Source organism: Halomonas sp. FeN2, assembly GCF_020595105.1.
In the GTDB taxonomy this organism is placed as follows: domain Bacteria; phylum Pseudomonadota; class Gammaproteobacteria; order Pseudomonadales; family Halomonadaceae; genus Vreelandella; species Vreelandella neptunia.
In genome coordinates this window covers 3,769,601-3,792,833 of the sequence record NZ_CP074200.1, presented here as the reverse complement: position 1 = coordinate 3,792,833, position 23,233 = coordinate 3,769,601, and the positions used below count along the sequence as shown (strand labels likewise).

Sequence of the window (23,233 nt, the reverse complement as noted above, 5' to 3'; positions counted from 1 at the left end):
TAAGTAAATAGGTTATGAGGAGTAGCGCAGGCGGTGGCAGAGCTCAGCGCTACCGCGGCCAAACAGCTTAGGGGCCAGCGTGGGCAGCTGATCAAAATCGCTTTCACCGCTGATTAGCGCATCCAATCGCTCGTCTGCCAGCAGGTTCAGCGCTAATTGAAGGCGGCGCTGGTAGTCCCAGCGGGGACGAAGCCTGGGTGGCAGCTGGCCTACCTGGCTAGCCTTAAGCGTTAACCGCTGGGAGTGAAAAGCACCGCCTAACGGTATCGCAATATCCCCCTCGCCAAACCAGCTCATTTCGATAATGCGACCTTCGCTGCCCACTAACGCCAGTGCTTGGCGCAAGCCGGCAGACTGGCCGCTGGCGTGAATCACGCAATCTTGATCATGGAGAGCTTGTTCGGGAGTGCAGAATGCCACGCCTAACTGTTCGGCCAGTTGGCGACGCTCTGGGTTGATATCGACCAACTGGACGGTAACGCCGGGCACCTGAGCGCATAGATACGCCACCAACGCGCCCACCACACCGGCGCCAATCACACTGATTCGCTCACCCAGCATCGGCTCGGCGTCCCACACGCCGTTAATAGCCGTTTCCATATTGGCAGCTAATACAGCGCGTTTAGCGGGCACGTTGGTAGGCACTTCCAGCACTGCCGAAGCAGGCACGATGTAGTGATCCTGATGGGGAAACAGGCAAAAAACGGTTTTATTTAACAGCGCGTCTGGCCCTTGTTCAACGCGGCCAACACTGCAGTAGCCGTACTTGACCGGAGCAGGAAACTCGCCCGCCTGAAAGGGCGCACGCATGCGCGAAAATTCGCTCTCAGGGACGCGACCATTGAACACCAACGATTCTGTGCCGCGACTGATACCGCTGTACAAGGTACGTACACGCACCTCATCCTGAGCAGGAGAGTCAAGTGGTTCTCGCCGCAGCTCGCCTTGTGCTGGGTTAGCCACCCAAAAGGCTGTGGCCCAGGTTTTTTTAGCGGCATTAGGGGCATTGCCAACATCGTTAGGCGCCGACATGAGCGTTCCTTTTCGTTACGAGCCCACTTGAACCGGGCTCTTTTTCATTCCGTTGAATGTGGCTTGGCACCATTGCGCTGCAAGTTAGGAATAAGAGACACGCCGTGTGACTCAGCCCCCTAGCGTAATATGTGACCATGCTTTGCATGGCCCTAGGCAGAACAGTTTTCAATGGTTCACCATCTTCAGCGTAGCGGGTGAAAAGAAAATATTCGATTAACCATTTGGAACAATTGAAACTAACCCGTCTATTTCTTGATCTTATGGACAACCCTACCTTCTTCTACAAGAATGGTACATATAAAAATAGTTGCATCATTTATTTCAACTGCGGACAGCGACGCCGCTTCGTGAGCCACCATGCCGCTTTTTTCCAACGCTTCTTCGTACACCCTGCCTAAACGTCTCTATGGCGCTTTAGAACTACTGCTAGGCGGCTTGCTGCTAATTGCCGTAGGCAAAGGCTTACCACTCTTAATGGCCACCCCGGCTAATTGGTGGGTGTCCTTTGCCTTCTATACGTTTATTTCCACCTTGGTCATCATCTTCTGGCCCTACGGCGCTCTGGGTTGGGCTAACCGAGTTACGTTGGTTCGTGCGGTTTTGGTTGCAATAGTGGCAGGTGCGCTCGCCGCCAATGCCTTTGTAGGAGCCATTTGGCAGTGGTTGGCGATCGCGGTGATCGCCCTACTGCTGGATGGCGTTGACGGCTGGATTGCCAGGCGCACGCAAAGCCACACCCGGTTCGGTGCTCGCTTTGATATGGAGTTGGATGCCCTGCTGATATTGCTGCTTTGCGCGGGATTGCTGAGGTTGGAGTCTTTAGGTCTTTGGGTGCTGATGATTGGCGGCATGCGCTATCTATTTGTGGCCGCCAGTTGGCCGTTCCCCTGGCTTTCAGAACCGCTGTTCGAAAGTCTTCGTCGTAAGGCCGTATGTGTCTGGCAGGTAGTGGCGCTGCTATTGGCGCTAACGCCACTGACCTCGCATCTTGTGGCCAGCCTTTTGGCCATTAGTGCGCTGACCTCTTTAATCTATTCGTTTGGGTTTGATGTATGGTGGCTATACCGAAATGCCAAACAGAGCAAGAGGCATTAACGCTCTAACCCCAGGCGCTGATGCCACTCGGCCAGGCTTTCATCCGGGTACTCATCGAAGCATTTGTCTTGAAACTGAGCATTAACCTCGACCCAGTCGGCCCGGCTTCCCAGCATCATGTGCGTTTTCCGGGGTGGGGTCGGTAAGTCCGAATCAATCGCCGAGGCGAAGGGGTGCACCAGCTCGGGCCAATCGGGGTCGTAAACCCACAGTGAGGTGGCGCAGTGCTTGCAGAAATGCCGCTCTCCCGTGCTTTGCACGCCGTTGATGACTGCACGATAGATGGAGATATGCTCATCACCACTTACATTGAGCGTTTTGCTTTCTCCGCTGAGGTTGATGGCGTAACCTCCACCGCCGGCCGTTTTGCGGCACACAGAGCAGTAACAGCGATTGAAAGGATAGGGATGGTGAGACTTCACACTGAACGACACCGCCTGACAGTGGCATGATCCTTTGAGCAGCATAGTTACCTCCCTTTGCAGCGGTTACTCAAAATGAGTATTGAAACGCGGCTGCATAAACCGAGTGCAGTCTTAAGCTCTCTCTTAAGTACGCTCTTAAGTTCTCTCTCAAGCCCTCTCTTAATATCTTAGCTTAGCGCATAGGATCTAGACCGCTTTCAACGGGGATAATTGACGCTGGTTTTAAGTCAATGCCTAAGCGTTCAGTCTCTAAAGCCTGAAGCAATTCAGCCACGGCCATCTCACCTTCAGGCTCGTCAAACGCTTGGGCCAGCGAACCTTGTACATAGCTCAAAAAACGAATGGCGGCGGGGGGTAAGCGGCGTTGCCGTCTGACCACAAAGTGCCAACGACTTTTCAGCGGAAAGCCCTGCAACGGCAGCTCTTGAACGCCATTGGGCGAATCCGCAACAACGTGGCGAGACAGCACCGCTAGGCCCATGTTTGACGCCACCGCTAGCCGAATCGCCTCATTACTGGCGATCTGCTGGGTAGAGCGTAGCTCAATACCCGCACTGTAGAGCCAGGCATCAAAGGTATGCCGAGTTGCAGAGCCCGGTTCGCGCAGCAAAAATCGCTCCTCTTTGAGTGCGTCCATGCTGAGACCTTCTACGCTTGCCCAACGGCAATGCTGCGGCCCTACCACTACCAGTGGATTACTCAGAAAAGGGGCGGCTAATACATCGTCATCAATGGGCGGGTGGCTAAATACGTAGATATCGTCCTCATGGCGCTCAAAACGATTGAGCATCTGTTGGCGATTACCTATCTCCACCGTGACATCTACCTGGGGATTAGCCTGACCAAACGGCCCTAATAGCCGTGGCAGTACATATTGTGCGGTGTTCACCAAGCCGATGCTGAAGTGCCCGCGCCCTCCGCGGTTGTACTCTTCCAGGTACTGACTAAACACATCGGCACGGCTAAGCAAGTCCTGACTGAGTTGATAAAGCGCCTGGCCGACCTCAGTGGGCACCAAGCGCCCTTCCTCGTGGCGCACAATTGATTCACCGACAATCTCTCTCAAGCGCTTTAGCTGCTGTGACACCGTGGGTTGGGTCAGGTGGAGTCGATTTGCCGTGGCCGTCAGTGAGCCTGTGCGAACCACGTCGGCATAGACCTGTAGCAAGCGAAAAGTGAGTTGTCGTACTTTCATAACCAGCACCATAGATAATCACCTATGACTGTATAAAGTTTATTTGTTTTCATCAATCTCTTTGAATCGCTAAAGTAGCTGCTTTAAAACCCATCAAGGAGATTGGCCGTGCCGGATATTGTGGTGATGTTTTTTGTACTAGGTGTGGTTGCCGGTGTGGTGCGCTCCGATCTCAGTATTCCCAAAGCCGCTTATGACATATTGAGCCTGCTGCTGATGCTGACCATTGGCCTTAAAGGTGGCATGGCGCTGCATGGTAGTTTGAGCATATCGCTGCTGGTCGAGTTAGCGGGTGTCACTCTGCTGGGGGTCATCATTCCACTGATTATCTTTCCGGTGGTTCACTATTTGGTGAGGCTATCCATTGCCGACAGTGCCAGCCTTGCGGCCCACTACGGCTCCGTTAGCGCCGGTACGTTCGCCGTGGCGCTGGCGTATACCGAAGCGCATAGCCTAATAACCGGTGGCCAGGTGACACTTTACCTGGTACTGCTCGAACTACCGGCCATCATGCTGGGCCTGTTGCTCTACCGGCGCTTCAGCCGTCAAAAGGCCTCTGACACAACATCGGAGCCGATCAAAACTTCCGGACTGTGGCACGAAACTCTGACCAATCGCGGCGTGATCCTGTTGGTGGGCGGTGTCCTTATTGGCTGGCTATACGGCCCCGATGCGGGTGAGTCGGTGACTGGCCTGTATACCAAAGCCTTCCATGGCATTCTGGCGCTGTTCCTGTTGGAGATGGGCCTGGTCGCGGCAGAAACACTGCGCAGCCTGCGGTGGGGGCACAGCCGTCTGATTATATTCGCGCTAACGGCACCTATCGTGCTCTCTTGCTTCGGCCTAGGAATGGCTTACTGGCTGGGGCTACCCGCTGGTTCGGCGGTTATTCTGGCGAGTCTTACCGCCAGTGCCTCTTACATTGCCGCCCCCGTTGCCATTCGCGCCGCTATCCCAGACGCCAACATTGGCCTGGCCATGTTGGCGTCATTAGGACTTACCTTCCCCTTTAACGTGCTAATCGGCATTCCGCTCTATCATCAACTTTGGGCATGGCTGGTAGGGTGAGATGAAGTATCCAACGTAGCGCTGTGATGGCTGACCAATGGGCCAGACAGTTTACGCAGCGCCACGTAGAACACCGGCGTGAGGAACAAGCCAAACAGGGTGACGCCAATCATGCCGGCAAACACCGCAGTTCCCAGCGCCGCCCGTACCTCGGCGCCTGCGCCGGTGGCAACTACCGAAGGCAGCACCGCCGCCGTGAAGGCGATCGAGGTCATGATGATCGGCCGCAGCCGCAGCCGGCAGGCCTCCAGGGCCGCTTCCACTACTCCCTTGCCCTGCAGTTCCAGCTCCCGGGCGAACTCCACAATCAGGATGGCGTTCTTACAGGCCAGGCCAATCAGCACCACCAGCCCCACCTGCACGAAGATGTTGTTATCACCCCCGCCAAACCAGACACCGATCAGCGCCGCGAGCATCGACATGGGCACGATCAGAATTACCGCCAGCGGTAGCGTCCAACTCTCGTAAAGGGCCGCCAACACTAGGAATACCAGCAGGATCGACAGCGGGAAGACCACCAGCGCCGCATTACCCTGGGTGGATTGTTGATAGCTCAGGTCGGTCCACTCCAGCGCCATGCCCGGGGGCAGCACCTCTTCCGCCAGAGCGTTGATGGCGTCCATCGCCTGGGCGGAAGAAAGTACGCGGGGGTCAAATTCGCCGGCCAGGTCTGCCGCCGGGTAGCCGTTGTAGCGCAGCACCGGGTCTGGCCCGAAGGTTTGCGTGATGTTCACCATCGTGCCGATGGGTACCATTTCCCCCTGGTCGTTGCGGGTGCGCAGGCGGGCGATGTCCTCCACGCTGGCCCGGAAGGGGGCGTCCGCCTGGGCGATCACCTGCCAGGTGCGGCCAAAGCGGTTGAAGTCATTCACATAGGTCGAGCCAAGGTAGGTTTGCAGGGTGTCGAACAGTTCGGTCAACGGCACACCCTGGGCTTTGGCCCTCAGCCGATCCACCTCGGCATCCAGCTGCGGCACGTTGGCCTGGTAGCTACTGATCGGAAAACCCATTCCCGGCGTTTGCGCAATCGCCCCCTGGAGTTGGTTCACCGCCTGCTGCAGCGCCCCATAGCCAAGATTGCCGCGATCCTCGATGAACAGCTGGAAGCCCGACCCATTGCCTAGCCCCAGAATAGGGGGTGGCATGAAGGAGAACGCAAAGCCCTCTTTCAAGCCGCCAATGCCCTGGTTTATTCGCGCATTTATTTCCGCAGCGCTAAGGCTGCGCTCACCAAAGGCGCTGAGGGTAAGAAACGCCACCCCGGTGTTGGAGGTGTTAGTGAACTGCAGCGCGTTCAGACCGGGAAAGGCAATGGCGTGCTCCACGCCCTCGGTCTCCATGGCGATGTCCACCACGTCCTGAAGCATCTGGTCGGTTCGCTCCAGAGACGCCCCTTCCGGCAGGATGACCCCGGCAATCAGGTAAAGCTTGTCCTGCACAGGAATAAACCCAGGTGGCACCGCCTTGAACATCACCCCGGTTCCCAGCAGCAACAGCGCGTAGACCACAAACACCGCGCCACGATGCTTCAGGGAGCGGGCCACGCCGCCCTGGTACTTGTTGGAGCTGGCGTTAAAGAAACGGTTGAAGGGCCGGAAAATCCAGCCGAACAGCGTATCGATCACGCGGGTGAGTCGATCTTTGGGCGCGTCATGGGGCTTGAGCAGCATTGCGGCCAGCGCCGGCGACAGGGTCAGCGAGTTGATGGTGGAGATCACCGTGGAGATGGCAATCGTCACCGCGAACTGGCTATAGAATTGACCGGTCACCCCCGACAGGAAGGCCATGGGAATAAACACCGCACACAGCACCAGCCCCACGGCGATGATAGGGCCTGATACTTCCCGCATGGCCTGATGAGCAGCAGCCTGGGGTTTTAAGCCCTCCTCGATATTGCGTTCCACGTTTTCCACCACCACGATGGCGTCATCCACCACGATACCGATGGCCAGCACCAGCCCAAACAGAGTGAGCGTGTTGATGGAGTAACCCAGCAGGTAGAGCGCGCCAAAGGTGCCGATCACCGATACCGGCACCGCCAGCAGCGGAATAATGGAGGCACGCCAGGTCTGCAGAAATAGCGTGACCACCAGTACTACCAGCAGCACGGCTTCCAGCAGAGTGGCTATTACTGACTTTATAGAGTCATTGACGAAAATCGTGGTGTCGTAGACCGCTTCATACTCCACGCCTTCCGGGAACTGCTCGGACAGCTCGTCCATGGTGGCGACGACCTGCTCGCGAATCTCCAGCGCATTGGCACCCGGTGCCTGGAAGATCCCCACACCCACCGCGTTGTTGCTATCCAACTGCGAGCGCAGCGTATAGTCCCCGGCGCCCATTTCCAGCCGGGCCACATCTGCAAGCCTGAGTATCTCGCCGCTCTCGCCGCGCTTTAGCACGATGTCACCAAACTCCTCCACCGTTTCCAGCCGCCCTTGGGCATTGATCAGGGTGAGAAAGTCACTATCCTCAATGGGTTCGGCCCCCAACTGCCCGGCGGAGACCTGCACGTTCTGTTCGCGCATGGCGCCGACCACATCACTGGCCGTCAGGCCACGGGCGGCTATCCGATCAGGATCGAGCCACGCCCGCATGGCGTAGTCACCCCCACCGAAGATTTGCGCGTCCCCGATCCCTTCGAGCCGGGCCAGACGATCGCGGACATTCAGCCGCACATAGTTGCGTAGGTAGAGGGTGTCGTATTCGCCGCTGGGAGAGGTCAGGTGAACGACCATCAGAAACGTAGGCGACTGTTTCTGGGTGGTAACGCCTTGACGACGCACGGCTTCCGGCAGCCGGGCCTCGGCCTGACTGACCCGGTTCTGCACCCGGACGGCAGCCTGCTCAGCATCGGTACCAGGGCGGAAGGTAACGGTCATTTGCAGCACGCCATCAGAGCCCGCGACGGACTTGAGGTACATCATGTCCTCGACACCATTGATGGCTTCTTCCAACGGCGTCGCCACGGTCTCGGCGATCTCCTTCGGGTTGGCGCCGGGGTAAACCGTGCGCACCACCACGGAGGGCGGCACCACGTCCGGGTACTCGCTGATGGGCAGGTTGGGAATGGAGATCAGCCCCACCGCCAGAATAATAATCGACAGCACCGCCGCAAAAATTGGTCGGTCAACGAAGAAACGCGAAAAATTCATGGCAGATTAGTCCTCTCTGGCAGCAATGGCGGGTTGAGCATCAGCCGCCGGTGCTGCTGGCACCGTTTGAGGGCTCACTTCCATGCCCGGCATAAAGACTTTTTGCACCCCGTTGACGATCACCCGGTCGCCGGCAGCGACCCCTTCGCTGATGACCGTGCGCTCATCCACCTGGCGCCCTGTGTTGACCTGACGCCGCTGGGCCAGGTTGTTATCATCCACTACATAGACGTAGCGGCGATCCTGGTCGGTCAGGATCGCCTTGCCATCCACCAGTAGCGCTTGCGCCAACCGAGCGACCGGCATTTCGACCCGCGCAAACTCACCTGGCCGAATGCGGCCATCAGGGTTGGCCAGCACCGCCCGGAATTGCAGGGTGCCCGTATTGGGGTTCAAGCGATTGTCGATAAAGTCCAGGGTGCCAGTGAACTGCCGCGTGGCGTCACCACCCAGTTCGATCTGCAGACTGTTCGGCTCCTCTCCACTCAGTAATGCATGGCTGGCAAACGCAGCCTGCTCGTCCGCTTCGAAGTAGACATGAATCGGATCGATGGTGACCAGCGTGGTCAATAGACTCTGGTCGGCGTTGGCTAAGTTACCGCGAGTGACCATCGCCCGACCGACGCGGCCACTGACCGGCGCTGTAATGCGGGTGTATTCAAGATCAAGCTCGGCGGTCTGCAACGCTGCCTCGGCGGCATCGACCATGGCACGAGCGTTACTCAGGGCTGATTGACGCTGGTCATGCACTTCCTGGGAAATGGCCTGACGCCCTAGCAACACCCGGGCGCGTTCAGCTTCACTGCCAGCCTGAGCCTGCTGGCTCCTGGCCTGGGCAAGATCCGCTTGGGCGGCGTTAACACGGGCCTGGTATGGACGTGGATCGATCAAGAAAAGCAGATCTCCCTGCTCTACCAGCTCTCCCTCCTCGAAGGCGACTTCCTGGATATAGCCGCTGACTCGCGACCTTAGTTCAACCGTTTCCGCGGCTTCCACCCGCCCGGTGAAAGACTCACTCAGCACTATCGGCTGAGCCACCATACTCACCACCTCCACTTCTGGCGGGGGTGGTGGCGCAGCCGCTGCTGCTTCCTCGCTCTTGGCTTCGCAACCGGTAAGCAAAGCCGCTATTAGCAGTCCCAGGAGGATTCCCCGACTGCTTGCCGAAAGCATGGTGTGAGCCCCCCTTCTTCTAGGGGCATCTTCTCGAGAGATAGCTCTTCGAGAGAGAGTATTTGGAAAAAGAGTACTTGCAGCGAGTACTCTTTGAGACAGGTTTCCCATGATGAATTGCTCCAATGGCTACCGGAAACCGATAGCCACATTGGTTATATAATTTTCGCCTCACGTTGGCGATTGGCGTTTAACTAGACGGTTCAGCAGCGCCAAATTCGACATCACCCTGGAATCTCGAACGCAATTGAAAGCAACCGATCAACAGTAGGTGTTGTCATTAGGGAGGGTTAAATAGATTGGCCATACCGAGCAGCGCGCTGACTGTCTACCAGATGCTGCTTACAATAGGGCGTGCAAAGGCGGTGGGGGTAGCGGGTTTCTGCAGCAAGATTGCCTAATTCTGTCGTGGAAGTGGAAGACTCAGCTAGGTAAGGTGATCAAAAGACCGCCCTGCTTCAGTGTTTAAGCATAATGACCGTTTAATGACACACGGCGCGGGTTGCCGGTTCCTGCGCAGTGCTTGCCCAATCCTGCAAAACGCACTGAAAAAGCCTTCGCTCCACGAAACGAAGGCATATACTGCGAGCTGTTAGGGAGGAGAGCCTTTGAACGATATCGTGCCTGAGCAGGTCACTCATTTGAGCGACAGCCTGCCGCAACAATTGAGCAAAGTCGCCCGCCGTTGGGCACTCTTGGAAGAGCTTCAGGACACAGCGATTGCTGAGGTTCAACTGATACGCGCAGATTCCGCGACTAGCTTTCACTGTGCCGTATATGAGCCGTGCCTATGCTTTGTCATTCAGGGCAGCAAGACCGTCCAATTGGGTGACAAGGAGATCGCTTACAGCAGCCTAAGCTACATGGCAAGCGCCGTGCATCTGCCGGTGGTGGGCAGGATAGATCATGCCACTCCAGAGCAGCCCTATCTGGCGGTGAAGGTTTCAGTAGATCCTCAAGAGGTCGCCGGGCTGATACTGGAACTGGGCGACAAGGCACCGGCAGCAGGCCAGGATGCTATCTGCCCCGATATGGACTGCGGACTTTGCTCTGCGCCCATGAATACGCGAATGCAGGGCGCGCTTTATCGGCTGCTGAGCCTACTCGACTCACCGGAAGATATTCCAATACTTTCGCCCCTAGCTAGGCGCGAGCTAATCTACCGGGCACTGATGGGAGAAATGGGGCCTCAAATGCGCCGGTTTGCCGCCTCGGACTCTCAGGCGAATCGGATTGCGCGGGTGATTTACGCCCTTAAAGAGCGCTACGCCCAACCGCTTAAGATCCGTGATCTGGCAGATGCCGCCAATATGAGCGAGTCGACGCTTTATCACAGCTTCCGCCAAGTCACTCGCATGTCGCCTCTGCAGTATCAAAAGAAGCTTCGCCTACATGAGGCCCGGCGGCTGATGCTGGCAGAAGGACTGGAAGCGGCCACCGCCAGCTATCGTGTGGGTTACGAAAGCCCTTCACACTTTAGCCGCGAATATAGCCGCATGTTCGGCGCGCCACCTCGCGCTGACGTCAGCCAATTGAGAGGGCAACACGCGGTACCCCAGCCCGCCTAAACAACAGCGTGGTCTGCAGCAGTTGCAACCGGGCAGAAACGCCTTAGTAGACAAAGAAAATTTAGAACAAAGCTGCGTCTGTCTTATCAAAGGAATCGTAAAAACACATCTGGTTTGAGCCGAATTTCTTGGCTCTATACATGGCCTGATCCGCCGCTTCTAGCAGCGCACCTGGGGAGCATGCGCCCTGGGGATACGATGCAATTCCAATGCTGACAGAAACCAGGACAGGTTTGGGCGCCAAGTAAAAAGGCAACGCTAGTGTATCCACAATGCTCTGGGCTACACGTTCAACATCCTCATGGTGTTCAGTACCGGTAAGCATGACGGTAAATTCATCCCCACCTAAACGAGCCACCGTATCGCTTTCCCGGACACATTCAGTTAGACGTCCAGCAACCGCTGAAAGTAACCGATCCCCCGTTTCATGACCAAGTGAATCATTGACTTTCTTAAAGCCATCAAGATCCATGAAAAGTAGCGTAAGAGGCTGGCTACTGCGTTTGGCATGCTTAATTTCCTGCTCCAGACGATCCAGGAATAAACGCCGATTCGGCAGCCCGGTGAGAAGATCGTGGTGAGCGTTATGCCATATTTTCTCTTCAGCGAGTGCCTGCTCGGTAATATCTCGGAGCATACAAACGGTTGCTTCGGTATTTAAATGCTCGTCCAACACGGGCGCAAGTAGATACTCAAACCTTTCACCCTGGTCTGAAGCAAAGGTATGAACGAACTTACCTCGGAAACTGGACTGCTCAGCAATCACCTTCTCCAAGTTGCGCTGGAACTCTGAGGCAAACGGAAATTCGAGGTCAAAGTTGGACTTTCCTATGATCTCCTCTGGCTTGATAGCGAAAAGATCGGCAGTGGCCTTGTTGGCATACGTAAATCTACCGTTGAGATCCAACACATAAATCGGATCCGGCGAGGCAACCAGAATGGCGCCGAACAGCCGGGTTTCCATCTCTTTGATGGTGGCATAGTGCTCCAGCGATTCGGCAACGGCCTGATCTATCGCTTCATGAAACCGGGTAATATCTTCAAGCTGAGGGCCGGTAACCGCGGGATGCGCTTTAGTCCAGAGCGACATGACGCTCGCGCGCAGGGCTCGAAACTCGGAAACGGTCTCCATAACACTGAAGCCGCTACCCAGTCGATCGGCACCGTGCACTTCCGCCCAGGTCTCGTTACCATCGTCAGGCCCACAGCCTTTTGATTTTGCGGCCTGTTCGAACTCGTTTTGGTCGGAATCAATATCGTCAGTAATCACCAGAAGCATGTTTCTGGCGTGGTCGCGCAGACCGGACGTATCCATATGGTTAGCATGAAGGATGGTTTTGGCGAACTCTTCCCAATCCTGAAGAATCGGTTCTATTTCAGCGCGAATAAACGCCGCTAAGCGTATATTTTTCGACATTGCTTTGGCTCCCAATAGCAGAAAGGATCAAGGGAGACGTACGCCATGCGCGACTTTTCACTTTTAATCCCTGTGATAGTCATGCTCAGCATGCTGACGCAAATCATCAGAAATCCATTGCGCCACACCTTAGCACGAGTGCTGAAGGGCCAAGCATGGCTTCTCCAACGCACATAGCTTCAATCCAGCGGCTAAATGGCTGCCCTGACACATTGCCATTATCAATCCTCAGCTTTAAAAAACTAAAAAAGCCATCTCAAACAGATGAATAAAAAAACTATTGAAACATTAAAAACCAAAAAATAAGCTAACATAAAGATTTTTAGCCAAGGCTACATTAATTCACCACTACAAACTTTATTCTTAATTTTTTAGCTTATTTAAGCATTAAAGCATGCTAGGATTCGCTCTATTAAACGCTCTATATTTACACTCAGACATGGTTTTTTATTGCCATGCTTTTGGGTTTATATACGCGGTACTTTTTCAGCGAGAGCATGCATATTTCATGACACCCATCACCCTACTATTCCTAGCTGTTTCCATGTCAGCGGATGCTTTCGCCGCCTCCATCAGTAAAGGTGCTGAGCTGCAAAAGCCCCGGTTCCGCCATGCTATCGGTATTGGCTTGGTATTTGGCGTAATCGAAGCCATCACGCCTTTACTCGGCTGGGCGGCTGGGATGGTATCGCAACAGTATGTGCAGGCCTGGGATCACTGGGTAGCCTTTACCCTGTTGTCGGTGATTGGCTCGCATATGATTTATACCGGGCTCAAGAAAGAGCACAAGATAGAGCACCGTAAACAAACACTCTGGCTATTAATCCTAACCGCCACTGCTACCAGCATTGATGCCATGGCCGTCGGTGCTAGCCTTGCCTTTATCGATGCCAGTATCATCGCCACCAGCTTGGCTATCGGCCTCGCCACCACCGTCATGGCCTCCATCGGCACACTGCTTGGTCATAAGCTCGGTAAGTTTGTTGGCCACTGGGCGGAGCTTATCGGTGGTGTTGTGCTAATCGGAATTGGCTTGGCAGTATTGGCGGAGCACACAGCTTTTTTTAATGCTTAACTATCAGCCTATAGTCGTGAACCCTTTCAAAACTGGAGGCCCTCCTTGTTAAGCGGTTGAGCTGGTTAATTGGCCCACTCGACCCTGTTTCGGCCTGCGGTCTTGGCTGCATAGAGTGCCTTGTCAGCGCGCTGAATAAAGTCAATTTCGTTCTCTTCACCCGCCAGTTCAGCGACGCCGAAGCTCGCCGTCACATGGCCAACGGTGGGATGTTGGCGATCGGCAAGCGTCTTGCGTAGGCGCTCAGCCAGTTTCTCAGCCTCGTCCAGCGTCGTTTCTGGCGCTAGTATGGCAAACTCCTCACCACCCCAGCGGCAAACAACATCGCTTTCACGAACTGCTTCGCACAGCTCGTGCGATACAGCAGTGAGAACGTTGTCGCCCACCGAGTGGCCGTAGCGATCATTGATGCTCTTAAAGTGGTCGATATCCAGGAAAATCAGCGCTACTGGCCGTCTATAACGCTTGGCGGTGGCGCACACCACCTCCAAGCGTTCGTCGAAGCCGCGCCGATTGAGAGTACCGGTTAAGTGATCCCGCTCAGCACGCTTGAGGTCGCTAATATCCCGCACCAAGGCATAGAACCCTTTAATATCCCCCTGGGCTCCGCGCTCTGGCGTGTAGTCCACCACCACCGGGATGACCCGGCCGTTCGGGTGCGGGAAGAGGCTCTCGAAAGTAACGTGCTCGCCGGCCAGCGCCGCTAGTATATACGGGCGAATATTATTGTATGCCGCCTGACCCATTACGTCGGCCACCGGCCTGCCCAAAATTTGATCGGCGGGGCGATCGTACCAGCGGGTGTAGGTGGCGTTGATTTCGCGGTAGCGCACCTTTTGGTCGATGAACGCAATGAGTATCGGCAAAGAGTCCACCAGCAGGCGGCGCCGGTCACGCTCGCCTTTAAACAGCCGGGCATCGGCGAGTGACGAAGCCAACACTTGGCTAGCCATACTGAGCACTTCCATATCGCTTTCACTGAAAGCGTTGACGCGTGCAGCGTAAACTTTAAGTACCCCAAAACATTGATCTGCGTAGATTAAGGGCACTAACAGGCCCGAGCGAAAGCCTACCCGATCGGCAGCCTCGCGAGCTACGCGCGGCTCGATATGGGTATCGCGACAATGGATTGGCTTTTGAGTACGGTAACAAACGCCCGAAAGGCTAGCACTCACCGGTAGCCGCATGCCAACAGAGCTCAGCGCTGTCCCTGCCGTTGCGGTATAGATCATTTCCTCCCCCATGGCCTCTTCCACTGCGGCGCCATCAGCACCGGTGACGACGAGCCCGATTTGCGCTACTTGCTCGCGCAGGGTTTGCAAATCTAGGCCAGCGGTACCCACCCGAGTCTGTATATCAACCAACCGTTGCAGTTGTCGGCGATGCTGTTCAAGGTCACGTAAAGCAGTGACATCGCGCTGTACCGCGATAAAATATGCTGGCTCTGCATCGTCGGGATAAGGTCGAATCGACCATTGCATCCGAAAGGCAGTGCCATCCTTGCGGTAGTTCACTGTCTCTCCGCGGAACGTCTCGGCGGCCCGAAGCTGGTTTTTTAGCCTCTCTAACAGTTCACGATCAGTGTCAGGGCCCTGGAGTATACGGGGCGTCTGGCCCTCAAGTTCGGCGGCGGTATAGCCGCTCAGTTCGCAAAAAGCAGGATTAGCGTAAACGATCGTGGGGCCGGGCAGATCCAATCGAGCATCGGTGATCAGTACGGCATCCGAGATGGCTTCAAGCGAGGCTTTTAGCAGGTCATTGTCAGAAAAGGGCAAGCTCATGGGCGATCGCCACCATCAAAACGCGTCAGTGGGTTTAACGAGGCTTTTTTGCTTAAACACCTCTGGGCTGACAAAGCCCTAAGTACTATGTCTTTTAATGCAATAATAGCCGACCTTGGAGTACCCGAACACCCGATGTTGCCTAGGCTCTCTGTCTGAAAACTGGCTGCGCTCGATCATACGGCGTTAAAAACCGGCTCAAAGTACTCATTCACACCACGAAAACTCCGTCTTTTCGTCGATTTTTCAGACAGAGCCTAAGAGAGAACATTAATTAGGCCGATTTTGGCGGGGGCTCATCACTTACAAGCCTTCCATATAGTGCGGAATCTGAGACAACACCATCGATTTCCCAGCGCTGCCTTAGCAAGCCCTCTTGTGAAAACCCAAGCTTTTACAGTGCTTGCGCAGAGGAGTGGTTATCTGGGTCAATCTCAGCGCGTCTGGAGTCGCTGTCATAGCTGAACAGCATGCACTTCCCGGCCAACTCACCTGTCGATTTCAGGCCCTGAATTCAAGTATTAAGCCCAGCACCAGTAATTCTTGGCGTCGCATTGAGTCATTGCGGCTATTAACGAAATCCAGGGCATCTTGCATTCCCATCCAGGGTGCTGTGTTCCAGTACTTCATCACCTACGGAGTTGATTGATTGCCACGACCCAAACACCTCGCTGCTTGGCTGGGCGAAGAAGCGCTGCTTTAAGCTGAGATGTCATAGGCTGTTGTGCCATAGCTTTAACCTGGCAATTAACAGCACTCCAGTTAAAAGGAGCAACCCTCTCTCTCCGAGTGGGCTGCCTGTCGCCATGTGCTAATGCTAAGCATACCTATGGCCTTTTCAGGACACGGCGTAGCTGCCCCGCCTGCTGATTCCCAGCGTGCCGGGCTTCAACCTGTACTGTTCGCGCTTAAGGGAGTAGGGTAGCCCTCCGGATCGACTCCCCGAGCGCTTTGTTGCGATTCACTGTGGAAGTCCATCTGCCTCCCTATTTAAGGCGCTTCCAACGCCTGACACTTGCACGACCTGATCGCCAACCGCGATCTCACCTCGCTACAGACATACCTAGAAAGATGTTCTGTTTTTTGCTTACGTCCTGTCGCGGCCACTCCTTTAAGGGAACTGTGGTTGCTATTTAGGATGCTAGGGCTGCAAAGCCTATGGGTATTCAATGAACGAAGAAAATTTCTATCAATTCTCGACCGTGACTGTGCTCGCCTTGTTGGCGTTTTTTTACGGCGGCACTTATCTGCTGACCCTGCTGATCAAGAAGAAAAAGGAAAATACTGACGCCTTTATGGTGTCTAATCACCAGATCGGCTTTGGCCTTGGCGCTGCCAGCATGACCGCCACCTGGATCTGGGCAGCCTCATTCTACGGCGCCGCCACCTCGGGTTATACCTACGGCATTTCCGGCCCTTTGCATTACGGGCTGTGGGGCGCGCTGATGATTCTATTCATCTACCCCTTTGGCCGCCGCTTTCGCAAACTGGCGCCCAATGCGCACACCCTGGGTGAGCTTATCCATGCCCGCCATGGCTCTTCCAGCCAGCTGATTCTTGCCTCCTCCAACATCCTGGGCAGCATCATTAGCCTGATGGTCAACTTCACGGCCTCCGGTGCACTGGTCTCGGTACTCTCGCCACTCTCCTTCCAGGCCGGAGTAATCATCGCTGGGGTCGGGGTACTCGGCTACACGCTGTGGTCAGGCTTCCGCGCCTCGGTACTCACTGACTTTGCTCAGCTAATGGCAATGATGGCGGTCGCGATTCTGATAATTCCAGCGGTGATGTTCGCCCTTGGCGGCCCGCAAACGCTGTCCGACGGCATGAGTCTACTGACGCCCGAACAGGCGAATCTGTTCTCAATGGACGCTATCCTCAACCAAGGTGCGCCCTTCTTTGTGGCGGTGCTGGCCTACGCCATTGGCAACCAGACTATTTCCCAGCGGCTATTCGCCGTGCGTGAAGACCACATCAAGCCGACCTTTATCACCGCCACCATTGGTTACGGTGCGATCGTTATCGGCCTGGGCATGATTGGTTTGATGGCGTTGATGACTGGCATGGAACCCATCGGTGGCGATATGAATAACCTGATTCCGCAGATGGTTTCCATGTACCTCTCGCCGGTGTTTATCGGGCTGTTCTTTATTCTGGTCATCGGTTCGCTCTCTTCTACCGCCGACTCGGATCTCTCCGCCATGTCAGCGATTGTGATGGCCGATGTATATGGCAAGAACATCGCTAAAAACAAACCTAATCCCACCAAGATGTTATTTATCGGCAGGCTGACCATGGTCGTCGCGACACTGATTGGGGTGATTCTCGCCAGCTTCTCCATGGATATTCTGATCATGCTGGTCTTTGTTGGCGCACTTTGGGGCGCAATTGTGTTCCCGGTCATCGCCAGCTGTTTCTGGGATCGTGTTACTAATACGGCCTTCACCTCGGCGGTGATCGCAGGCCTGGTGATGTTCTGCGTCGCACGATTTGAGCTCCTGCCCTTGATCGGTATGGTCGGCGGGCTATTCGAATTACTCGCCGCCGTAGGTGGTGGTGTGGTGCTCGGCTTGATGGCCTTCGGATTCTGTGGGCGTAGAGTCGGTGTGATCTTCGGCGCACTCAGCGCCATCGTGCTGGCCTACTTCAGCATTGGCTTCCTGCGCGACTACACAGTGCTGCTGGCATCACTGATGGCCTACGGCGTCAGCACCATCGTCTGCATCGCAATCAGCCTGATGAGTTCAAACAAGTTCGACTTCTCGCAGATCGATCAGAAAGTAATCAACTACGACCCGGCCAAACCTGCTCCCCAGGCCTAAGCCCTGTGAAAGCTCTTTGAAATAAGCCGAAATAACTTCATCAACTGGTGCGCCATCACGCACCAGCGAGACAATAGGAGAGCATATGCAAACCTTTATATTGGCGGTATATGTACTGATCTGGCCGCTGATCTCACTTGTCATCTTCGCGGTGATTGGCATTGCCACCGTCAAAGATATTCGCGTGGCTAAGCGCGAGAAGCGTGAGCTGGTTTGAAACAGCTGTTAATAGACGGATAGTAACGGTGCCAATTGGAAGAAGTCTGGACGCGGCAAAGGATTGCCGTGGTTTAACGAGGATGGTCTAACCGTCCCCTGTCCTCTTGGCGAGCGCCAGTATTCTTAAACATCATACTCATCATGGCGGCGGTTCCATTCATATGGCTTCGTCTGAGGCCAGCCTTCCGGAGAATCCTCCCACGTTTCCTGGCGACCATAAGGTGTTAAATCCAAGTACGTCCAGAAGCTACCTAAATATTCGACCCCACGCGCCCCGGTAAAATAGGTGCGATATATGTCGTTTCCGTCGCGGAGAAACACACTGGCTCCGTGCCTTTCTCTATCCGCTGTCGTCACCCCAAAATCATAGTTAAAGTCACTCTCAAACGACGAGTACCAGGGAATCGTCCAACCCATACGTGTTTTGTACTGGTTGATTTTCTCTAGAGGAGCCCGTGAAACCATTACCAGCGAAGTATCACGAGCATGTAAATGGGCCGGGTGAGTCATGGCATCGGCAACCCACGAGCACCCGTCACACCCCGCTTTCCAATCAGGCGCGTACATAAAATGATAAACAATGAGTTGCCGACGCCCACCGAACAATTCGAGTAAGGATATGGGGCCTTCGTCGCCATGGAATTCGTAGTTTTTGTCTACTTTTACCATGGGTAGCTTTCTACGCTCAGCGCTCAAGGCATCGCGTGCTCGGGTCAGCGCTTTCTCTTTTATAAGAAGCTGATCCAGCGCTAACTTCCACTCTTCTGAAGATACGATACTTGGTAGCGGCTGTTTAGTGGTTGCCATTGCCCCACCCTCCTATGTATTTCATGGGTGACTTTGAGTTGCGCCAGCACTGACAAACTTCGCCAAGCGGCGATTGTACACATCGAGGCATTTATGCCACGCTGGTCGGTCGTGGCAGCGCGTTAAGCCGGAAATCACATTCGGGAACATATCTAGAAGGTTTGTATGCGGTACCTGACTTAATGCAGCAACCATGAGAATGTCTGCATAGGTGAACTGGTCGCCAAGTAAATAACGATGGCGCCTAATTCGAAAATAATAACGCTGTGATAAGTGAACTGCTTTCAGCAATATTCATTCTGATCGTCAGAACCTTCTCGCTGCCAGATACCAAGACACGCCTCAATAGATTTTCGCAGACACCAGGTGGGCGCCTTGACCTCCCCCTGCTTCTCGTCTCATCGATCCTCTATATTCCCTAGGTAACCTTGCTTAGCGTAGTCCAATAAAGCTGCGTGTTCCTTTGCTAGTTGGCCTTTTGCCCACACCACCGCGACATCTTTTGAAGCAATTTCACCCGTTGCTGCCGTTAGCCCCATACAACAGCAGGCTCTTAACGACCATCTTTTCATAACAATCGCTAGGTAGGGTTCAGCCGACCTCATAACGCCCAATGAAACGCGCAACGCGTTGTAGCCATTGGCAGGGATTATTCAGCATGATCGTAACCGCCTTCAGCAAACACTAGTAGGCAGAACCCATTGCCAAATGGATCACTCATTGTCGCAAGCCTCCCCCAATCAAAAGATTTGATTCCTCCTTCCTGGACAGCACCCACCGAAACTGCCTGTTCGACTGCTGCGTCAATATCTTCAACAATGAAATCCAGATGTACTGGCGTCCAGTGCCGTCTGTAATCACGTTGGAGAGAGGTATCTGGGGCCGCAACGCTCGCATTAGGCTGCTCAATCAGGTAAATGGAGGCAGGCCCTCCCCCCATTTCTGCAACCGTACCGTCAAATAGCCGCCGAATGAGCTGCAAACCGAGCCCGTGCTCGTAGAAGGTAATTGCTTTCCCCATATCCTCTACATCGATGTTTACGATGAATTGCATTCTCCCCCCTCAACTATCTGTACGATTCTTGAATTCACCAATGTCCATCAACACCATGTTACCCAGCGAAAACCCGTAGGTACCCCGCAACGTCAAGTCAATGGCGCCCACATATTAGCGAACCAAGCTAGCCTAATAATGGCCCGGCCAAGCGTTGTTTCTGTTCACGAACAGCTTCTGTTAGAAAGTCCATAAAAGCATGAATCCTCACTACACCACGTAGATCCGGGTGCATCAGAAACCACAAGCCGTATTCCAGCTCGGGGATGGGATCAGTGAGCTGGATAATGTTGGGGTCTTCGTAGGCAAGATAACAGGGCAGAACGGCCAATCCCATACCAGAACGAACAGCGCTGAGTATATTGACCAGGGTATCCACACGGTAGACACAGGCCTTTTTCAGCGCGTGCTTAGCCATCCACTGATCCAGTGCTGAGTCCTGCAATCGTGATCCGGAACCAATCCAAGGTTGGCTAGCAAGAGCCTTGATGGAAGCCCCTGGTGTCACATTGAGGCTCCGGTGTGCGTAGACAGCTTGCCCAATAGCGGTCAGCGGTCGCCCAATCAGATTTTCAGGGGGAGCGTTGGATGGACGGATGGCGACGTCAGCTTCTCGGCGTGTCAGATTGAACAGCTGGTTGGATACGGCGACATCCAACACGATGCCTGGATATTTATGCTGAAACTGCGTGAACAGAGGTGAGAGCAGTCCCATCAACAAAGAGTCCGTTGTGGTAGCCCAAATTTCCCCACTCGGCGCCAAGTCGCGCCCGGCGACTTTACGTTCGGCGTCCAAGGCGGCTTCATCCATTATTCTGGCGGTGCCGGCAAGCTCTTCTCCAGCAAGCGTTGGCCGATAGCCGGTTCGGCTTCTTTCAAAAAGAGACACTCCCAGACGCTGTTCGATATCACCCAGCCGTCGAAAAACCGTGGCGTGACTGACACCCAGAGCGCGTGAAGCACCCGACAGCGACCCTGCGTTCGCGATTGCCAGGACGACCTCAAAGTCATTCCACGCCAAGTGACTTCTTGTTTTCTGTGTCATGGCAGAAGGCTGCCCGAGACTCTTGCCTGTTCGTTTTTGCAAAGTTAATGCTCACTTTTATGGAATACCTTGCAGTTTAGAACAAGACTAGCATGAACTTGAACCTATGAGAGCACGCAATCATCCCGTCACCAGTGACGACGCAATAGAGGCCAGGAACATGTTGAACTCAAGAAAAGAGCAGAACTTTCAACTCCGCGACTTGTTACCCCGGAGCGATAACGATGACATGCCAAAAGGAAGTGCCGACGACTCGCTCAAGGAAAGCATCCCTTCCAGATACCGCGATGGGCGGGGAGGCGTTGATCTTGAGCGGGTGAGGCTGGATCAGCACGAGGCTAAGCGACGGTTCATTCAGTCGATGATACGACGTATCCAACAGTTATGGTCTCGCTGACGAGACACTGCATGGGCAAGTTCGTCAGCCAATGGGTCGAACTTGTCGACAGCGTTATGGTGAGCCATCTCCCCCGCCACCCGAGCAATCCATACTAGACGTATCACCTCCAAAACTCGCTGACGCTGTTATTACGCTTGAACAGTTGAACTCAGTGCTACCCGAAAAGTAAGCACCGCCGACCTCTTCACGCAGCTCTTCATAGCTGAAATTTTCATGTATCTCGCTCTGATAAGCGACAAACTCTGGACGATTAGCATACATCGCCAGCGCGTAGTGCTGATGCTGGCTATTAAGCCCAGCGCGCTCAATACTCCGCCTTACCTGAAGCTGTGTGTAATATTCCTGGCGGCCATAATCGTTGACCAAAACGTTAGGCAATTTCTCTATGTAGCTTTTAATAGCACGCTTCTTCTTAAAGTTATCGAGTAGTCCCACCCTTAACCTCCGTTCTTTAATAAATACCAGGAAACCTCTGGTTAACTATTACGCTTGGCCATACTCTATTAAGAATCAGCTCGTGCACGAGTCCAATCAGAGTACTCATTTACAACCCGTAAATTCGCACGCGAATCCGATTCTTTTTTGTAGATTGTGGCCTTGCATGACCTGCGCACGCCGACTGTTCAAAAAAAAGTCTAGGCATTAGTCTGACTCTATAGGCAGCTGTTTTTAAACTTCCCCTGTGAGCTCGTTAAGACGCTCTGTTTACTCATGGCCCAAGCAAACCCTGTGACACCACAAAGAGTGCGAAGAGAGGAATTGCCACGACCGTTGCGGCCGCATCAAATGTAATGGCAACAGGCGTTGCGATAACACGCCCGGCTGTATCGATGGGGCCCCTGGGCATGCTCATACTGACTTGATACTCGTTTTCTAGCTTTTCAAGCGGCAAACTTCCCTCAATGGTATATCGCTCACCCCTAATCTCGCGTATCAACAGGAAGTCATTCGTGACAGGATTTTTCGTAAAGCCCAATGCGGTTAATTGACTGACAAGCTCGGCTGAAGGGTTCTGTTCATGCAGTGTGAGCTTAATGCTGCCACTCACCACATTGGAGCTAGAGAGCGAGAAGCCGCTAAATTCGGGAAGAAACTCAACTTCTCGGCTAAGCATCAGCGCCTGGCCAAGTTGCTGCTGAGAGGGAAACAAAAAAGCTTCACTCCGCGTGGTAACCACTAAATCGTTCGTTTCTTTATTAACGTAGAAGCCGTTAACAGCCAACAATCTCTCTGGCTTGGGCTCCCATAGTTTTGTGGTGCAGCCCGCTAAAAAAATACATAGAACGATCACTACTCGATACATGCTTCCCTCCTGGTTATGGCTCATGGCAGTCCAAGTAAACTTTACCTGACCAGAGCTTTAAAAAACCAGGTTTTTTATAAGTATAATTTCATATAAACCTGAAATGGGAGGAGAACGACTCTTCATCGCTATGATCAATCCTACGGCGCACCAGCTCATCGCTATGTTTCAACTGCCGACAACCGCACATACTCCGGAACCCTTTCCTTGAGCAAGGTGATGAGTTCAGGCTGCATTAACTCGTAGTGATCGGGAATATCCAGGCAGACGAATCTCTTCCCCTTGAGTAACTCCCCGTACGTCTTGGCGACTTCATCCCGGTGGCTCTTTTCCATCACCAGGACGATGTCAGCCCACTCAATTAAGCGCCAAGAAACGGGCGTTTTAGCACTCGAACTTGTCCCAGCTCCGATTGCTTGAATACCGGGGTAAGCTGAAAAGACACGTTCAGCCGTCGGACTGCGGAGTCTATTTGCGCTGCATATAAACAGAAGATTCAAAGCTCCTCCCTGGCCCGGCTTTACGACGTGCCTAAAGCACAGCATAATTAATTAGCAGTATTTCGAGCCATCTATCTTTGCACTTTGCAACCTTTG

Annotated in this window: 21 protein-coding genes; 6 read left to right on the top strand and 15 right to left on the bottom strand. The window is 54.1% G+C overall.

Features of this window, described 5'->3' with window-relative positions; translation table 11 throughout:
- Nucleotides 1-12 precede the first annotated feature (12 nt).
- Nucleotides 13-1,032: a zinc-dependent alcohol dehydrogenase gene (locus KF947_RS17395; RefSeq protein WP_227404638.1), complete on the bottom strand. Its 1,020-nt coding sequence runs from the start codon at nt 1,030-1,032 to the stop codon at nt 13-15.
- Between the two features lie 360 nt (nt 1,033-1,392).
- Between KF947_RS17395 and KF947_RS17390 the strand changes: the two genes are divergently transcribed.
- Complete coding sequence (locus tag KF947_RS17390; RefSeq protein ID WP_133731248.1) at nt 1,393-2,130, top strand: CDP-alcohol phosphatidyltransferase family protein; 738 nt, start codon at nt 1,393-1,395, stop codon at nt 2,128-2,130.
- Here KF947_RS17390 and KF947_RS17385 read toward each other — a convergent pair.
- Together KF947_RS17385 and KF947_RS17380 are read right to left on the bottom strand one after the other, a co-directional pair.
- Nucleotides 2,127-2,597 (bottom strand): GFA family protein, encoded by a 471-nt coding sequence (locus KF947_RS17385; RefSeq protein WP_133731249.1) that lies wholly within the window; start codon nt 2,595-2,597, stop codon nt 2,127-2,129. The genes KF947_RS17390 and KF947_RS17385 overlap by 4 nt on opposite strands.
- 130 nt (nt 2,598-2,727) lie before the next feature.
- On the bottom strand, nt 2,728-3,750 hold the full coding sequence (locus KF947_RS17380; protein ID WP_227404637.1) for a LysR family transcriptional regulator: 1,023 nt from the start codon (nt 3,748-3,750) through the stop codon (nt 2,728-2,730).
- Between the two features lie 108 nt (nt 3,751-3,858).
- Between KF947_RS17380 and KF947_RS17375 the strand changes: the two genes are divergently transcribed.
- Entirely contained in the window at nt 3,859-4,818 is a 960-nt protein-coding gene (locus tag KF947_RS17375; RefSeq protein WP_227404636.1) for a sodium-dependent bicarbonate transport family permease, read from the top strand.
- Here KF947_RS17375 and KF947_RS17370 read toward each other — a convergent pair.
- Nucleotides 4,791-7,973 (bottom strand): efflux RND transporter permease subunit, encoded by a 3,183-nt coding sequence (locus KF947_RS17370; protein ID WP_227404635.1) that lies wholly within the window; start codon nt 7,971-7,973, stop codon nt 4,791-4,793. The genes KF947_RS17375 and KF947_RS17370 overlap by 28 nt on opposite strands.
- A 6-nt stretch (nt 7,974-7,979) precedes the next feature.
- Nucleotides 7,980-9,146, bottom strand: coding sequence for an efflux RND transporter periplasmic adaptor subunit (locus KF947_RS17365; RefSeq protein ID WP_133731252.1), 1,167 nt, complete (start codon nt 9,144-9,146; stop codon nt 7,980-7,982).
- A 608-nt stretch (nt 9,147-9,754) separates the two neighbouring features.
- On the opposite strand from KF947_RS17365, the gene KF947_RS17360 reads away from it, so the two are divergent.
- Nucleotides 9,755-10,714 carry an AraC family transcriptional regulator gene (locus tag KF947_RS17360; protein ID WP_133731253.1) on the top strand — a complete coding sequence of 320 codons (960 nt, stop codon included), beginning with the start codon at nt 9,755-9,757 and terminating at the stop codon, nt 10,712-10,714.
- A gap of 61 nt (nt 10,715-10,775) precedes the next feature.
- Here KF947_RS17360 and KF947_RS17355 read toward each other — a convergent pair whose 3' ends face one another.
- Nucleotides 10,776-12,131, bottom strand: a complete 1,356-nt coding sequence (locus KF947_RS17355) for a diguanylate cyclase domain-containing protein (RefSeq protein ID WP_227404634.1) — start codon at nt 12,129-12,131, stop codon at nt 10,776-10,778.
- A gap of 508 nt (nt 12,132-12,639) precedes the next feature.
- On the opposite strand from KF947_RS17355, the gene KF947_RS17350 reads away from it, so the two are divergent.
- A complete protein-coding gene (locus KF947_RS17350; RefSeq protein WP_133731255.1) occupies nt 12,640-13,206 on the top strand; it encodes a manganese efflux pump MntP family protein in 567 nt (188 codons plus the stop codon).
- 65 nt (nt 13,207-13,271) lie between these two features.
- On the opposite strand, the gene KF947_RS17345 is transcribed toward KF947_RS17350, so the two are convergent.
- Complete coding sequence (locus tag KF947_RS17345) at nt 13,272-14,987, bottom strand: sensor domain-containing diguanylate cyclase (protein ID WP_227404633.1); 1,716 nt, start codon at nt 14,985-14,987, stop codon at nt 13,272-13,274.
- A 1,169-nt stretch (nt 14,988-16,156) separates the two neighbouring features.
- Here KF947_RS17345 and KF947_RS17340 point away from each other — a divergent pair.
- Both KF947_RS17340 and KF947_RS17335 read left to right on the top strand, forming a co-directional pair.
- The gene (locus KF947_RS17340) at nt 16,157-17,809 is read left to right on the top strand and encodes a sodium:solute symporter family protein (RefSeq protein WP_227404632.1); all 1,653 of its coding nucleotides are present in this window, start codon (nt 16,157-16,159) and stop codon (nt 17,807-17,809) included.
- 85 nt (nt 17,810-17,894) lie between these two features.
- On the top strand, nt 17,895-18,026 hold the full coding sequence (locus tag KF947_RS17335; protein WP_208862668.1) for a putative transporter small subunit: 132 nt from the start codon (nt 17,895-17,897) through the stop codon (nt 18,024-18,026).
- Between the two features lie 125 nt (nt 18,027-18,151).
- On the opposite strand, the gene KF947_RS17330 is transcribed toward KF947_RS17335, so the two are convergent.
- The 8 genes from KF947_RS17330 to KF947_RS17295 form a co-directional block, all read right to left on the bottom strand.
- Nucleotides 18,152-18,835 carry a DUF899 domain-containing protein gene (locus KF947_RS17330; protein WP_227404631.1) on the bottom strand — a complete coding sequence of 228 codons (684 nt, stop codon included), beginning with the start codon at nt 18,833-18,835 and terminating at the stop codon, nt 18,152-18,154.
- Between the two features lie 21 nt (nt 18,836-18,856).
- Complete coding sequence (locus KF947_RS22240) at nt 18,857-19,126, bottom strand: glutathione S-transferase family protein (RefSeq protein WP_227404630.1); 270 nt, start codon at nt 19,124-19,126, stop codon at nt 18,857-18,859.
- A 107-nt stretch (nt 19,127-19,233) separates the two neighbouring features.
- Nucleotides 19,234-19,374, bottom strand: coding sequence for an aminoglycoside adenylyltransferase domain-containing protein (locus KF947_RS22235; protein WP_227404629.1), 141 nt, complete (start codon nt 19,372-19,374; stop codon nt 19,234-19,236).
- A gap of 110 nt (nt 19,375-19,484) precedes the next feature.
- Entirely contained in the window at nt 19,485-19,889 is a 405-nt protein-coding gene (locus tag KF947_RS17315) for a VOC family protein (protein WP_227404628.1), read from the bottom strand.
- 127 nt (nt 19,890-20,016) lie between these two features.
- Entirely contained in the window at nt 20,017-20,934 is a 918-nt protein-coding gene (locus tag KF947_RS17310) for a LysR family transcriptional regulator (RefSeq protein ID WP_227404627.1), read from the bottom strand.
- Nucleotides 20,935-21,385: 451 nt separating this feature from the next.
- Entirely contained in the window at nt 21,386-21,769 is a 384-nt protein-coding gene (locus KF947_RS17305) for a DUF6559 family protein (protein ID WP_227404626.1), read from the bottom strand.
- A 274-nt stretch (nt 21,770-22,043) separates the two neighbouring features.
- The gene (locus KF947_RS17300; protein WP_227404625.1) at nt 22,044-22,637 is read right to left on the bottom strand and encodes a hypothetical protein; all 594 of its coding nucleotides are present in this window, start codon (nt 22,635-22,637) and stop codon (nt 22,044-22,046) included.
- Nucleotides 22,638-22,798: 161 nt separating this feature from the next.
- Nucleotides 22,799-23,137: a low molecular weight protein tyrosine phosphatase family protein gene (locus KF947_RS17295; RefSeq protein ID WP_227404624.1), complete on the bottom strand. Its 339-nt coding sequence runs from the start codon at nt 23,135-23,137 to the stop codon at nt 22,799-22,801.
- Between the last annotated feature and the right edge of the window lie 96 nt (nt 23,138-23,233).

Coding starts and splice junctions, on each gene's coding strand:
- KF947_RS17395 (WP_227404638.1), bottom strand. CDS start 1,032: ATGTCGGCGCCTAACGATGTTGGCAATGCCCCTAATGCCGCTAAAAAA.
- KF947_RS17390 (WP_133731248.1), top strand. CDS start 1,393: ATGCCGCTTTTTTCCAACGCTTCTTCGTACACCCTGCCTAAACGTCTC.
- KF947_RS17385 (WP_133731249.1), bottom strand. CDS start 2,597: ATGCTGCTCAAAGGATCATGCCACTGTCAGGCGGTGTCGTTCAGTGTG.
- KF947_RS17380 (WP_227404637.1), bottom strand. CDS start 3,750: ATGAAAGTACGACAACTCACTTTTCGCTTGCTACAGGTCTATGCCGAC.
- KF947_RS17370 (WP_227404635.1), bottom strand. CDS start 7,973: ATGAATTTTTCGCGTTTCTTCGTTGACCGACCAATTTTTGCGGCGGTG.
- KF947_RS17365 (WP_133731252.1), bottom strand. CDS start 9,146: ATGCTTTCGGCAAGCAGTCGGGGAATCCTCCTGGGACTGCTAATAGCG.
- KF947_RS17355 (WP_227404634.1), bottom strand. CDS start 12,131: ATGTCGAAAAATATACGCTTAGCGGCGTTTATTCGCGCTGAAATAGAA.
- KF947_RS17350 (WP_133731255.1), top strand. CDS start 12,640: ATGACACCCATCACCCTACTATTCCTAGCTGTTTCCATGTCAGCGGAT.
- KF947_RS17345 (WP_227404633.1), bottom strand. CDS start 14,987: ATGAGCTTGCCCTTTTCTGACAATGACCTGCTAAAAGCCTCGCTTGAA.
- KF947_RS17340 (WP_227404632.1), top strand. CDS start 16,157: ATGAACGAAGAAAATTTCTATCAATTCTCGACCGTGACTGTGCTCGCC.
- KF947_RS17335 (WP_208862668.1), top strand. CDS start 17,895: ATGCAAACCTTTATATTGGCGGTATATGTACTGATCTGGCCGCTGATC.
- KF947_RS17330 (WP_227404631.1), bottom strand. CDS start 18,835: ATGGCAACCACTAAACAGCCGCTACCAAGTATCGTATCTTCAGAAGAG.
- KF947_RS22235 (WP_227404629.1), bottom strand. CDS start 19,374: ATGGGGCTAACGGCAGCAACGGGTGAAATTGCTTCAAAAGATGTCGCG.
- KF947_RS17315 (WP_227404628.1), bottom strand. CDS start 19,889: ATGCAATTCATCGTAAACATCGATGTAGAGGATATGGGGAAAGCAATT.
- KF947_RS17310 (WP_227404627.1), bottom strand. CDS start 20,934: ATGACACAGAAAACAAGAAGTCACTTGGCGTGGAATGACTTTGAGGTC.
- KF947_RS17300 (WP_227404625.1), bottom strand. CDS start 22,637: ATGTATCGAGTAGTGATCGTTCTATGTATTTTTTTAGCGGGCTGCACC.